The 13385-nt window shown below is 36.0% G+C and carries 11 protein-coding genes and 3 pseudogenes; all 14 read left to right on the top strand.

Features of this window, described 5'->3' with window-relative positions; translation table 11 throughout:
- A pseudogene (locus DX009_RS13130) lies at positions 1-373 on the top strand (N-6 DNA methylase); the annotation flags it as partial.
- A gap of 47 nt (positions 374-420) precedes the next feature.
- Positions 421-1414 (top strand): annotated as a pseudogene (gene xerA, locus DX009_RS13125) (site-specific tyrosine recombinase/integron integrase).
- Between the two features lie 6 nt (positions 1415-1420).
- Positions 1421-2077: a restriction endonuclease subunit S gene (locus DX009_RS13705; RefSeq protein WP_115082932.1), complete on the top strand. Its 657-nt coding sequence runs from the start codon at positions 1421-1423 to the stop codon at positions 2075-2077.
- A gap of 10 nt (positions 2078-2087) precedes the next feature.
- Entirely contained in the window at positions 2088-2444 is a 357-nt protein-coding gene (locus tag DX009_RS13115) for a hypothetical protein (protein WP_070668426.1), read from the top strand.
- Between the two features lie 16 nt (positions 2445-2460).
- Positions 2461-3672 (top strand): restriction endonuclease subunit S, encoded by a 1212-nt coding sequence (locus tag DX009_RS13110; RefSeq protein ID WP_115084416.1) that lies wholly within the window; start codon positions 2461-2463, stop codon positions 3670-3672.
- Positions 3673-3682: 10 nt separating this feature from the next.
- On the top strand, positions 3683-4783 hold the full coding sequence (locus DX009_RS13105) for a restriction endonuclease subunit S (RefSeq protein WP_115082935.1): 1101 nt from the start codon (positions 3683-3685) through the stop codon (positions 4781-4783).
- 10 nt (positions 4784-4793) lie between these two features.
- Positions 4794-5687, top strand: a complete 894-nt coding sequence (gene fic, locus DX009_RS13100) for a protein adenylyltransferase Fic (RefSeq protein ID WP_115082933.1) — start codon at positions 4794-4796, stop codon at positions 5685-5687.
- A gap of 8 nt (positions 5688-5695) precedes the next feature.
- Positions 5696-6193, top strand: a complete 498-nt coding sequence (locus DX009_RS13095; protein ID WP_070667938.1) for a restriction endonuclease subunit S — start codon at positions 5696-5698, stop codon at positions 6191-6193.
- An 8-nt stretch (positions 6194-6201) separates the two neighbouring features.
- Positions 6202-6837 (top strand): abortive infection family protein, encoded by a 636-nt coding sequence (locus DX009_RS13090; RefSeq protein ID WP_070667935.1) that lies wholly within the window; start codon positions 6202-6204, stop codon positions 6835-6837.
- A gap of 12 nt (positions 6838-6849) precedes the next feature.
- A pseudogene (locus DX009_RS13085) lies at positions 6850-9943 on the top strand (type I restriction endonuclease subunit R).
- A gap of 790 nt (positions 9944-10733) precedes the next feature.
- On the top strand, positions 10734-11030 hold the full coding sequence (locus tag DX009_RS13220; RefSeq protein ID WP_147278699.1) for a hypothetical protein: 297 nt from the start codon (positions 10734-10736) through the stop codon (positions 11028-11030).
- A 52-nt stretch (positions 11031-11082) separates the two neighbouring features.
- The gene (locus DX009_RS13070; protein ID WP_245944682.1) at positions 11083-11355 is read left to right on the top strand and encodes an STAS-like domain-containing protein; all 273 of its coding nucleotides are present in this window, start codon (positions 11083-11085) and stop codon (positions 11353-11355) included.
- A 117-nt stretch (positions 11356-11472) separates the two neighbouring features.
- Positions 11473-11709, top strand: coding sequence for a hypothetical protein (locus DX009_RS13065; RefSeq protein ID WP_115084413.1), 237 nt, complete (start codon positions 11473-11475; stop codon positions 11707-11709).
- Between the two features lie 537 nt (positions 11710-12246).
- A complete protein-coding gene (locus DX009_RS13060) occupies positions 12247-12723 on the top strand; it encodes a phosphohydrolase (protein WP_115082941.1) in 477 nt (158 codons plus the stop codon).
- Positions 12724-13385 lie beyond the last annotated feature (662 nt).

Genomic DNA, 13385 nt, shown 5'->3' with positions numbered 1-13385 from the left:
AAAAAGCAGCAAAATAAAATTCTGTTTGTAGATGCAAGAAACATGGGAACAATGGTTACCCGGAAACTTCGTGAACTTCAAGAAGCAGACATAAAAAAGATTGCAGACACTTTTGATAAATATAATGATGGTACACTTGAGAATGAAAAAGGCTTCTGTGCAGTTGTAGCCCTTGGTGATGTGGCAAAACAAGACTATATTCTTACCCCTGGACGTTATGTCGGCATTGCAGAACAGGAAGACGATGGTATTCCTTTTCAAGAGAAGATGGACAAACTCACAACCGAATTGTCCGATTTATTTGCCCCAATCTCATGATTTGGAGGATGAGATACGAAAACAGTTGGCAAGCATAGGTTTCACTATCAAATAAATGTCTGCATGTTCTTCCATATTATCAATTCATTAATATAGAAGAACATGAAAGAAAATTTGATTTTAGAAATTAGCAATGCAATGGCAGGTATATTAAGTGTAGAACAAATGGCACAACTCAATGGAGTATTATTGCAAGTAATTAGTAACTACTCCATTACAGCAGACGACGAGCTGATGCAAGAGAACAATGCATCTAACGAACGTCTGTTAGAGATATTCTTGTCAGCTAAGCAAGTTGAAGGTTGCACCACACCTACCATAAAATATTTATGGCTCGACCATTAATCAGCTTTTCAAGAAAATGCCTAAAAAAGTTACGAACTATACAACAGAGGATATTCGTGCTTATTTGGCTGTATTTCAACGGAAACACAAATCGAGTAAAGTTACAATAGACAATATCCGTCGTATCTTTTCATCTTTCTTTTCATGGTTAGAGGATGAGGATTACATCATTAAAAGTCCTGTACGTAGAATACACAAGGTTAAGACAGGAACACAGATTAAGGAAGTCCTTACTGACGAAAATTTGGAACAACTGCGCGATAACTGTACAAGGGTACGAGATTTAGCCATGATAGACCTATTGGCTTCTACTGGTATGCGTGTTGGAGAACTTGTAAAGCTCAATCGTGAGGATATAAACTTCAATGAGCGTGAGTGTATCGTTTTCGGTAAAGGCAACAAGGAACGTATCGTGTATTTCAATGCTCGTGCAAAGATTCATTTGCAGCAATATCTCGCAGAGCGAAAAGACAGAAACAAAGCATTGTTCGTGTCTCTTGCCAAACCACACAATCGATTACAAATATCAGGAGTAGAGACAAGGCTAAGAAAGATTGGGAGGCTTTCTAAGATTGTCCGTGTCCATCCACACAAGTTCCGTCGGACACTTGCAACTATGGCTATAGATAAAGGTATGCCCGTAGAGCAAGTGCAAAAACTCCTTGGACATGTTAAAATTGATACAACCATGCACTATGCGATGGTCAATCAAACAAACGTCAAACTCTCTCACCGCAAATTCATCAGTTAAATCAAAATGCAAACAGCATATCACACATATAGCTCACATCAACCGCTATTTCATAAAAATAGGCGGATAAATGATAATTTAGAGCAACAGGCACAGGCATTGTTCAACGAAATGTTTCCCCATATTACTGAAGGAGAAAATATGATAGGGGATCTAATTATGCCTAAACGTGGAAAAGGACTCCTTTCCAAGAATGCAATAAAAGGAGATATACCAGTAGTCGCTGGGGGTATAGAACCTGCAACATACCATAACCAAGCCAATACGACTGCTCCTGTTTTGACAATAGCAGCATCAGGAGCTAATGCTGGGTATATAAATTTATGGCATATTCCTGTTTGGGCCTCAGATTCTTCTTACATTGATGATTCGATAACTCCAAATGTATATTTTTGGTATATCATGCTAAAGAAAAGACAAAAGGAAATATTTGATGCACAAGTAGGTTCTGCGCAGCCACATATTTATCCTAAACATATAGCAGAACTGCCCATGAATGTTGTCTTTGTTGAAAAAATAGCAGAATATAATGAGATTGTTACACCTATATTCGAAAAAAAAGGACAACTTTATCTCGAAAGTAAGCGCTTAACATCACTTCGTGATACGCTTCTTCCCAAACTGATGTCAGGCGAGCTGAAAATTAATGATATAAACAACTAAATTCCCATTTATGGAAGAGTTTGAAAAAATATATAATACTGGATGGAGTAATTGGAAATCTTTTCCAGATCCAAGAAAAGGAGATTATTTAATAGCTCCATTAGGAAGTGGTGTATATCAGCTTAGGAACACAAAATGTGATAAATATGTTTTATTTGGTACAGGTAAACATTTGGCACATAGAATGACATCGCTACTACCTAAGCCCTTTGGAGCAGGTACACGTAATAATGAGGACAAACGAAGATATATTCTAAACAACTTACAAGATATAGAGTATCGTACAATATCATTTATAGACAGTAACGATGCAAAACGGTTTGAAAGCTATATCAAGTCTGTTGAACAATATCTTTTTAATACATAAGTGAGCAGAAGTATTTATGAAATTATATAAGAAACACATATCGGATTTAGGGAAGGTGATTACTGGTAAAACCCCTCGAACATCTATCTTGGAAAATTATGGAGGGAAGATCCCTTTTCTGACTCCATCGGATAATTTGTCTGAGAAATTTTCTCCAACGACATCTAAGACTTTAACAAAAATTGGTCTGAATGAGGTAAAAAACTGTTTGCTTCCTTCAAAATCGATATGCGTTAGTTGCATAGGTTCTGATTTAGGAAAAGTTGTGCTTACGAAAAAACCAACTGTGACGAATCAACAATTTAATTCTATTGTACCGAATGAGGAAAATGATGCAGATTTTATATATTACTTGATGACTGTTGTTGGCAAGTATCTAAATTACCTTAGTAAGACATCAACGGCAGTACCAATTATTAACAAATCGACCTTTGCAAACTATGAAATTGAAATTCCCAATATTAAAGAACAAAAGAGAATTGGGAAAATTCTCTCTTCCTTAGATGATAAAATAGAACTCAATCGACGGATAAATGATAATTTAGAGCAACAGGCACAAGCTTTGTTCAAATCTTGGTTCGTAGATAATCCCAATTCTAATTGGAAAAAGATTTCATTGTCAGAAGTTGCTTCATTCGTTGGTGGATATTCATATACGGGCAAAGAATTGACCGATTTCTCAAACGTAGCTATGGCAACCATAAAAAACTTTGTGCGAAATGGTGGGTTTAAGGCTGGAGGCTTTAAGGGTATCAACCCATCAGCTAAACTAAAAGAGTGCCACTATGCGAATTTATTCGACATATTAGTGGCGCATACCGATTTAACCCAAAATGCAGATGTGATTGGTAATACTGAATTATTACTTACTTGTGGTAAATATAATAGCATAATTTTCTCAATGGATTTGGTAAAAGTTCTACCTAAAGAAATATTTCCTTATAGGTTTTTACTTGCAACAATGCTTAAAAATAAAATGTTCAAGGGTCATTGCCTTGGTTATATAAACGGGACAACTGTTCTTCACCTTAACAAAAAGGCATTGCCTGAATTTGAAATAAGGAAACCGTCCGATTCAGAAGCTAAAATAATGAACGAGATCCTTGCTCCTTATTACAAACGAATGGCAAAATTGCTTCAAGAAACTGATAAACTTATTAGTCTCCGCGACACGCTTCTCCCAAAGCTGATGTCTGGCGAGCTGAAAATTAATGATATAAACAACTAAATTCCCATTTATGGAAGAATGGAAAGAATATAAGTTGGGAGATGTCCTGACTATCAAATACGGCAAAGACCATAAGCAATTAGCTGATGGCGATATACCTATATACGGCAGTGGAGGCATCATGCGTTATGGTGAGCGGTCGCTGTACGATAGCCCTTCAATATTAATTCCGAGAAAAGGTAGTTTGAACAATGTAATATATGCCGACAAACCTTTCTGGACTGTTGACACTATGTTTTGGTCCATTATCAACGCTTCTATAGCCAATCCATTATTCGTTTACTATTCCATTTGTAAGAAAGACTTTGCTAGTCTGAATGTTGGCTCTGCTGTTCCTAGTCTGACAGTTCCAGTAATAGAAGATATTGATATATTACTTCCATCAAAAGCGACACAAGACAAAGTGGTTTCTGTTCTCAAATCCCTTGATGATAAAATCGAATTAAACCGCCATATAAATGATAATTTAGAGCAACAGGCTCAGGCGTTGTTCAATTATTATTTTATAGATACCCCAGAACTTTTAGGTGAGTTCTCTGTCGGGTCGTTGGCAGATGCCGCTAATTATGTGAATGGACTTGCGATGCAGAAGTATCGTCCAATTAGTGGCGAGAAGGGGTTACCTGTATTAAAAATAAAGGAATTGGGACAGGGCAGAATAGACTCTTCGTCCGATTTTTGTTCAAATGAAATTGATTCGTATTACAAGGTATATGATGGTGATGCTATATTCTCATGGTCAGGTACTCTTATGGTAAAAATATGGTGTGGGGGAAAATGTGGACTTAACCAACATCTTTTCAAGGTTAGTTCAAAAACAACACCTAAATGGTTTTACTATTTTTGGACAAAACATCATTTAGATAATTTTATTAGAATTGCAAAGGATAAGGCTGTCACTATGGGGCATATTAAACGAGGAGAACTGGAAAAAGCAGAAGTTCTGTTCCCCAATAATAGTGTAATGAAAAAATTAGATATTTTAATGGCTCCATTTCTAGACCAGATTATTGAAAAAGAGTGCGAAATTAGAAAACTAGCTCTATTGCGTGATACACTCCTTCCTAAACTAATGTCTGGCGAGCTGAAAATTAATGATATAAACAACTAAATTCCCATTTATGGAAGAGAAGAAAGAGCAACATAAGAAATCAATTCGTTTCTTCAACGACCGTGAAGTACGTGCCGTATGGGATGAAGAAAATAATTGTTGGTGGTTTTCTGCGACAGACATTGTACGTGCCATTAACGATGAGCCTGACTACACCAAAGCTGGTAACTATTGGCGTTGGTTAAAACGTAAGTTGAAACAAGAAGGCATTGAACCCGTGAGTACTACTCACAGCTTTAAATTTGAAGCACCAGATGGCAAGATGCGTATTGCAGATGTCCTTGATAGTGAAGGAGTGACTTTATTAGCAAAGCACTATCCTAACAATCGAGCAAATGAGTTCCTTGATTGGTTTACATATAGTGATAATACATTAGATGGTCAAAGTCGAAAGAAAGCATATCAGTTATATGAAAGTGGTTTGCTGAAAAGTCTTGAGCCAGGCAGCATACAATGTTTACAACAGATTCATGCTTATCTCTTTGGAGGTTTGTATGACTTTGCTGGACAAATCCGCACGAAGAATATCTCCAAAGGTGGCTTTGCCTTTGCTAACTGTATGCACTTCCCTGCTACGCTACAAACAATTGAAAGAATGCCAGAAAACACCTTCGACGAAATAATGGACAAGTATGTCGAAATGAACGTAGCTCATCCATTTATGGAAGGTAATGGACGAAGCACTCGTATCTGGCTTGATCTCATGTTGAGGCGTTCTCTCAAGCGATGTGTGGATTGGAGCCAAATAGACAAGAACGAGTATTTGTCTGCAATGCGTGAGAGTGTATCTGATAGTACACACATCAAAGCTTTGGTACAACCTGCGCTTACCACAAAGATTGATGATAGAGAAATGTTTATGAAGGGGATTGACTATTCATATTATTATGAACAAAATGATTGACGCTTAATATGGAAGAGTGGAAAGAATATAAATTGGGAGAAGTTATTAATATCTTAGACTATAAAAGAATTCCTTTATCTTCAGCAGAAAGGAAAACACGAGAAGGGGGATTTCCTTATTATGGTGCACAAGGTATTATTGATTATATTGATGATTATATCTTCGATGGAACATATTTACTTATAGCAGAAGATGGAGAAAATCTCAAATCCAAAAAGCAAGATATAGCTCAATTAGCTCATGGAAAATATTGGGTTAATAATCATGCTCATATAGTAGAGAGTAATGGGATATGTGACATTAGATACTTGTGTTATATTCTTAATAATATAGATTTGTCAGGTTACATAACAGGTTCGGCACAACCCAAACTCAATCAAGCTAATTTAAGTGCAATATCAATCATCCTACCCCCATTAAACTTACAAGAACAAATTGCTGATTTTATCTCTATGTTCGATAACAAGATAGAGCTCAATCAGCGGATAAATGATAATTTAAATTAAGATTAATTATGCAGTGGACAAGAGAATATATTGCAAAAGAACCAAGTCTTAGGACTTTTGAAACGCATATTTCAACAATAGAAAACAATGTTGAGATTAATCCTTCTTTGTGTGTTGAAGTAAGCAAAAGTCTGACAGAAGCACTTTGCAAAACAATTCTCACTAATCAAAATACAACGTATAAAGATGATATTTCATTTAATGGTTTAGTAAAACAGACCTTAGAACATCTTATAGAACAGACTGGAAAGGAAATAGTTGGTCTATCTGAACTATGCCGTAGAATTTCTACTGTCGCCCAATCAATTGCAGAGATACGAAATAATGCAGGATTTGCTTCACATGGTTTGGATGTTTTGCATCCTCAGATAGACAAATCACTATCCCTACTGATATACAAAACAACAGATGTACTCTGTGGGTTCATTTTACATTTTTATTTCAGTTATGCCCACCACGCTAACCAAAGATTAATTTATCAAGATTGCGAGTGCTTTAATGATTGGTTTGATGAAGAAAATCCATTAGAAGTAGGAGGCGTACACTTATCAGCATCAGAGGCTCTTTACAACTTAGATTATCAAGCTTATAAAGCTAACTATATAGATTATTTAGAATTTCTTTTAGAAATGAATGAACAATAAAAGTAAAATACAATGCCCTTCACAGAAGATAATTACGAAAAAGCACTGATATCCCTCTTTGAGGGAATGGGCTATCAATATTTGTACGGTCCAAATATTGAAAGAGACTACTATGTGCCATATTATGAGGCACAATTAGAAGAAAGTCTGCAAACTGTTAATCCAAAGAAGCCACATGCAGCTATTCACGAGGCGATTATCAAACTACGCAATATTGATATGGGTAGTTTGGCGCAGCGTAATGAAACTTTTACAGACTATTTGCAGCATGGCATAGAAGTCTCTTTTTTCAATGGCAAGGAAATGCGCAATGAAATGGTTTATTTGATAGACTTTGAGCATACGGACAAAAACACTTTTCAAGTTATCAACCAATGGACATTCATTGAAAATGCAGAGAAACGTGCCGATATCATTGTATTTGTGAATGGTTTACCATTGGTGGTTGTAGAATTAAAATCACCTTCCCGCGAAGAGACGGACGCTTCAGAAGCATATCTTCAACTCCGCAATTATATGAAGGATATACCATCGTTGTTCTCTTTCAACATGTTCTGTGTAATGAGCGATATGGCTCTTTCCAAAGCTGGAACAATTACCAGCAAGGAAGATCGCTACATGGAATGGAAAACAAAAGATGGCAATTATGAAAGTACGGAATTTGTCGATTATGATACATTCTTTGAAGGAATATTTCAAAGGGAACGACTCTTAGACATAATCAAGAACTTTATCTGTTTTTCCAAAGAAGAAAAAGGGAGTGCCAAGATATTAGCAGGGTATCATCAGTATTTTGCAGTGAAGAAAGCCATCGAACGTACCAAACATGCTACGGTAAGTAATGGTAAAATCGGTGTGTTCTGGCATACGCAAGGTAGCGGAAAATCATTGTCTATGGTTTTCTACGCCCACTTGCTGCAACAAGAGTTATCACAGCCCACTATTGTTGTGATTACCGACCGCAACGATTTAGACGATCAACTCTATACCCAATTCTCTAAATGTAAGGAGTTCTTGCGTCAAACACCAGTGCAAGCCAATAGTCGTGAGAATCTAAAAGAGCTATTGAGTGGACGAGAAGCTAATGGCATTATCTTCACAACCATGCAGAAGTTTGAGGAGTCTGACGAACCTTTGTCAGAGCGAAGAAATATTATCGTGATGACTGATGAGGCACATAGAGGGCAATATGGTTTTGAGGAAAAAATCGACGTCACTACAGGTAAGGTCTCTATCGGCACGGCAAGAATCATTCACAATTCACTACCCAATGCTTCATATATTGGCTTTACTGGTACACCTATTTCCACCAAAGATCGAGATACTGTAGAGGTTTTTGGCGATTACATTGATATTTATGACATGACGCAGGCGGTTAATGACGGTGCTACTTGTCCTGTATATTATGAATCTAGAGTTATCAATCTAAATCTTGACGATGTAACCTTGCAAGCCCTTGATGACGAATACGAGCTGTTGGCTGAAGAAGGTGCAACAACAGAACAAATAGAGAAAAGCAAGAAAGAGATGTCACACTTGGAAGAGATACTCGGTGCACCAGCTACCATCGATTCTCTTTGTCAAGACATTATCAAACACTATGAAGAAAACCGTCAATATGAATTGACTGGTAAGGCAATGATAGTGGCATATTCGCGTCCCATAGCGATGAGCATTTATCACCGACTACTGGAGCTTCGCCCAAAATGGACGGATAAAATGAAAGTTGTCATGACGGGCAGCAACCAAGACCCAGAAGAATGGCACGACATTATCGGAAACAAGCAGTATAAGAAAGAACTTGCCAAACGATTTAAGGATGACAACGACCCGATGAAGATTGCTATTGTAGTCGATATGTGGCTCACAGGCTTCGACGTTCCCTCATTGGCAACTATGTATGTTTACAAACCAATGAGCGGACATAACCTAATGCAAGCCATTGCACGAGTGAACCGTGTATTCAATGGCAAAGTGGGTGGATTGGTTGTTGACTATATTGGTATTGCCAAAGCCTTGAAAGAAGCCATGCGTGATTATACGGGACGCGACAGAAAGAACTTTGGAAACCCAGACATCAAAGGTATGGCTTTTACAAAGTTCAAAGAGAAGTTGGAAGTGTGCCAAGACTTATTTCATGGTTATAATTATAGTAAGTTCCACACAGGGACAGATGCTGACCGTGCTAAATTAATCAAAGGTGGCGTGAACTTTATGTTGGCAGCCGATAAACAAGAACAACTGCCATTATATATGAAAGAAGCTGCATTGCTGCACAATTCCATCACTCTTTGCCGAAGCCTGTTGAATGAAGAGCAACGCTTCTTGGCTGCATTCTTTGAAACTGTACGCACTTTACTCTCCCGAATGACAGGAAAAGGGAAAGTTACGAAGAAAGAAATCAATGCTCGTATCAGTGAATTGCTGAAACAAAGTGTAAAAGTAAAGGTGTAATCAATCTTTTCTCTGATGTTAAAGCCGAATTTTCCCTCTTTGATACAGCCTTCTTAGATGAAATTTCTAAGATGAAAGAAAAGAATATAGCTGTAGAACTGCTTAAAAAGTTATTGGCAGAGAAAGTGGCACTCTATCAAAAGACCAATATCGTGCAGTCAGAGAAATTCTCAGATCTTCTCAATCGTTCTTTGTCCAACTACCTTAAAGGATTACTCACCAACGAAGAAGTTATCCAAGAACTTTTGCAGTTGGCAAAAGATATTGCCTCGGCCGATTCTGCAGCTAATGAACTTGGTCTCACTCCCGAAGAAAAGTCATTCTATGATGCCTTGACGAAACCGCAAGCAGTTCACGACTTCTATAGTAATGAAGAATTGGTAGCTATGACAAAGAACTCACCGACTCTCTGCGTAAGAACCGCACTATCGACTGGCAGAAGAAAGAATCAGCCCGTGCAGGTATGCGCAGAATGATTAAACATCTTCTGAAAAAATATCATTACCCACCAGAAGAAGCTGCCAATGCACTGGAAACTGTCATCAAACAATGTGAGCAGTGGACGGATAATGAACAAGAGAATTATTCAACAAAATCAGCCAAGATGTACGAAATCCACGAGGATGACATACTAATGGCAGCAGAACCATAATATATGAAAAAATCATTTTGGCTTAGTAAAATCTCTATAAGGGCTCGGCAAAAAAGAATTCTTCGTAAGAAGGCACAACGTAAGAAAGAAATCAAAAGGAAAAGAGCCTTAGCACAAGGTGTTTGTAAGGAGGAACTTAAATGGAGAAATATTTATAAACGAAAATTTTATGATTACATAAAATTCCTGCTCCCGATAATTTATCTTTAATAGATAATACTGAATCAGTACTTCATTTTATATCAAGACTAAGAGAATGTTTTGAAAAGAAGAAAAAAGTATTTATTAATTTGTCTCGTGTAAGTAATATTAGTGGGGATGGAATTTTAATATTACTATCCAACCTCGTTCTTTTCAAAACAAGAAAGATTAAATTTAACGGAAATTATCCAAAAGATAAAAAAACGAGGACAAAACTAGAGAAGACATGTTTTTATGATGCTATTTATAATTTTAACTACGCAGAAGAGAGTAAATATGATCTTACGAAAAATGACATATTTACACATGCACAGAAAAATGTAGATTCTCAACTTACAGCAGACTTAATAACAAAAAACTCTGCATATCTTTGGGGAGAAGAACGACGTTGCACAGGGTTACAAAGAGTATTCTTGGAACTAATGCAAAATACCAATAACCATGCTAGTAAAATTATAGGTGATAAATATTGGTGGCTGAATATGGAAAAGAAGAAGGATCCCAAGAGAATTTGCTTCTCTTTTATAGATTATGGTATGGGCATCTTTAAGAGTTTAGATAACAAACCCATTACTGATAAATTATATGATTGGGTAAAGAAATTTCTCCGTGGTGTAATCCACAGAATCATGCAGAACTTTTAAAAAACATTTTTGAAGGCACCTTTCACAAGACCGTAACTGGCAAAGAATATAGAGGTAAAGGCATCCCTGGTATTTATAATCGCTTAAAAACTGGGTATATAAGCAATTTAGTATTAATCTCCAATGACTCGATGGGTAAACCCAACGAGGATAAATATGAAATACTTGACAATAAATTAAATGGAACTTTCGTTTATATAGAAATAGATGCACAATGTAAGAATCTACCCTTAGCAGTATAAATTATGAAATATTCTATAGCAACACAATTTTCTAGAGTACCATCTGCTCGCAATGAAGGAGAGGGAAGTACTCTGGTATCAGTTTAAGAAAGATAATATATCCTTTATTAAAGAGTGTATTCGTAATCAGGAAAAGTTTATAATAGATTTAGATGGTACAGCTGGTTATGGGACATCTTTCCTTGAAGAAGTTTTTGGGGGGTTAATTAGAGAAGAAAAATTAGACTATGGTGCGGTGTGTAACACTTTAGTGATAATCTCAGATGAAGAACCAGAATTGAAAGAATGTTGGGAATATATAAAAGATGCATATGAAAAAAGTTAATATACTTATTATTTTTTCATTAGGTTGGATAGTCGGACTAATACTTTCAGACTTAAATTTCTTCTTCTACGATAACAAATTAATATATTCGAGCTACTGTATTTTATCTGCAATGCATTGCTAACAATATACATAGCTTACATTATCAGCCAAAGTATCGAATCAAAAAAAGGTGAAAAAGGTATTATTATAGAAAAGGCTAATGAAATTGACGAATTATTAAAAGACTTACAGAACAAGTTTGTAGAGCGTAATGGTAAATATACCATAAACAACCTCACTATTGTTGGTCAATCTAAAGTTATCAACATGATAATAAATCAAACAAGAAAAAGTGTAAAAAAAATATTATAAAGATATAGAAGATTCAGACGATTTTAAACAAATAAATATACGTAAACTGGTGAGAATATGTACTAATAGCCAACCCGGAAAAGAAGATGTTATAAAATGCGAAAATGACATATGGACATATTCTCCAGATAAATACGTTGAAATAATCAATGAATTACAAAGACTTAGAGAGCTTTGTTACCTTAACAAATTAGTATTAAACAAAGCTTAAATGTGCTTAGTTTTATGCTTTGACGATAACATACAAGATGTTTTCTAATCAATACTACTCAAATTAAGGAAACATTTTTGTACCACGCAAATGTAAGTCATTGATTATCAGTATAGGATAAGTTTGAGGAAGTGAAGTAAATTTTTAAAACGAAAATAATTGCAGCAGTCCGGTAATGGTTGCTGCAATTTGTTTTATATAATACTATGGAATTAGGTGGGGTAAAGGGTTAAAGTGTTCATAAAAAGAAGTATCTTTGTGCTATGATAGAATCACTCAGAGTAGACTTGTAGAGATTTTTGTTACATATAAACTCAATTTTAGCAATGTTAGGTAATCAAGAAAAGGACATCGTACAATGTGCTGCCGTATTAGCTTGCGAGCTACACAAAGGGCAAGTGGACAAGGCTGGGATTGATTATTTCACTGACCATCTTACGACTGTTGCCAAAATGGGAAGTACTTGGAAAGAGCAGGTTGTGGGTTATCTACACGATGCAAGTGAAGATACTCCACATTCTGTTGAAGAAGTACTTAACTTGTTAGATGCGAAATTAGGAACTCCCTTATCAGATACTGATAGACTTGAACTTGCCGATGCTTTACATTTGCTTAATCATCACCTTGCGCCTGATAGGGAAACATATATTCAGCGAATTAAAAGCAATGCCCTTGCAACTGCCGTAAAGATGCACGATCTTACTCACAATATGGACCTTACTCGTATTCCTAATCCAGCAAAGAAGGATTATGAACGTATTGAACGATACAAGAAGGAATATGATTATTTGAGTGGACTTTGATAATAGATTATTAGGTCTCTTGAAGAATACAACCAATCTTCCCCACGATTACGCACACTGTGCTGGCACTCACCATGAAAGAGCCAGCCAATGTCTGTATTATAACCTACATGAAGCTTGATATAGATATGAAAAATCTTATTTACTCTTCAGTAAATTTCTATCTACTGCACAAGTTTGAAAACTGGTTGCTGTCATTTTTAACATTTGGGTATTTAATTGATTATAAAGTGTTATAAGTCGTAAGAGGGTGATGGGAGTGACAGCAAAATAAAAATAATTCGTGAAAAACTTGACAAGGGGTATCTCTGTTTTGTATCTTTGCAAGCGAAAATAAGGAAGAGCTATGATAGCTTAGTATGATTTCCTACAAACTAACGGCATCTTCTTTTTTGAATTTGTTTTCTTAAATCTTTTATTCATGTGTACATATTTTTTTAATATGCCCACAAATAGGGCAGTGCGTTATGCGCAATTTCATTTTTATATGAGAAATGACAAACGGATTGGGCAGGAAAAGACATAGCAACAGTTTTGCTTATTTCCTTTCTCACAAATAATATTATCTATTCATCAACTTAAACAATCATTTATGAAAAGTAAGAACCTTAAAAACATTAAAGCTGAAAATCAGCGGAACAGACAGTCGGAAAGACTTAAAA

The organism is Prevotella pallens (assembly GCF_900454935.1).
GTDB lineage: Bacteria > Bacteroidota > Bacteroidia > Bacteroidales > Bacteroidaceae > Prevotella > Prevotella pallens.
Note: the sequence above shows the minus strand (reverse complement) of the source record. Positions and strands in the feature narration are given on the sequence as shown.

Excerpts from the sequence above, each read along its gene's own strand:
- DX009_RS13705 (WP_115082932.1), top strand. The coding sequence starts at position 1,421 with ATGCAAACAGCATATCACACATATAGCTCACATCAACCGCTATTTCAT.
- DX009_RS13105 (WP_115082935.1), top strand. The coding sequence starts at position 3,683 with ATGGAAGAATGGAAAGAATATAAGTTGGGAGATGTCCTGACTATCAAA.
- DX009_RS13090 (WP_070667935.1), top strand. The coding sequence starts at position 6,202 with ATGCAGTGGACAAGAGAATATATTGCAAAAGAACCAAGTCTTAGGACT.
- fic (WP_115082933.1), top strand. The coding sequence starts at position 4,794 with ATGGAAGAGAAGAAAGAGCAACATAAGAAATCAATTCGTTTCTTCAAC.
- DX009_RS13070 (WP_245944682.1), top strand. The coding sequence starts at position 11,083 with ATGAAGGAGAGGGAAGTACTCTGGTATCAGTTTAAGAAAGATAATATA.
- DX009_RS13110 (WP_115084416.1), top strand. The coding sequence starts at position 2,461 with ATGAAATTATATAAGAAACACATATCGGATTTAGGGAAGGTGATTACT.
- DX009_RS13095 (WP_070667938.1), top strand. The coding sequence starts at position 5,696 with ATGGAAGAGTGGAAAGAATATAAATTGGGAGAAGTTATTAATATCTTA.
- DX009_RS13115 (WP_070668426.1), top strand. The coding sequence starts at position 2,088 with ATGGAAGAGTTTGAAAAAATATATAATACTGGATGGAGTAATTGGAAA.
- DX009_RS13060 (WP_115082941.1), top strand. The coding sequence starts at position 12,247 with ATGTTAGGTAATCAAGAAAAGGACATCGTACAATGTGCTGCCGTATTA.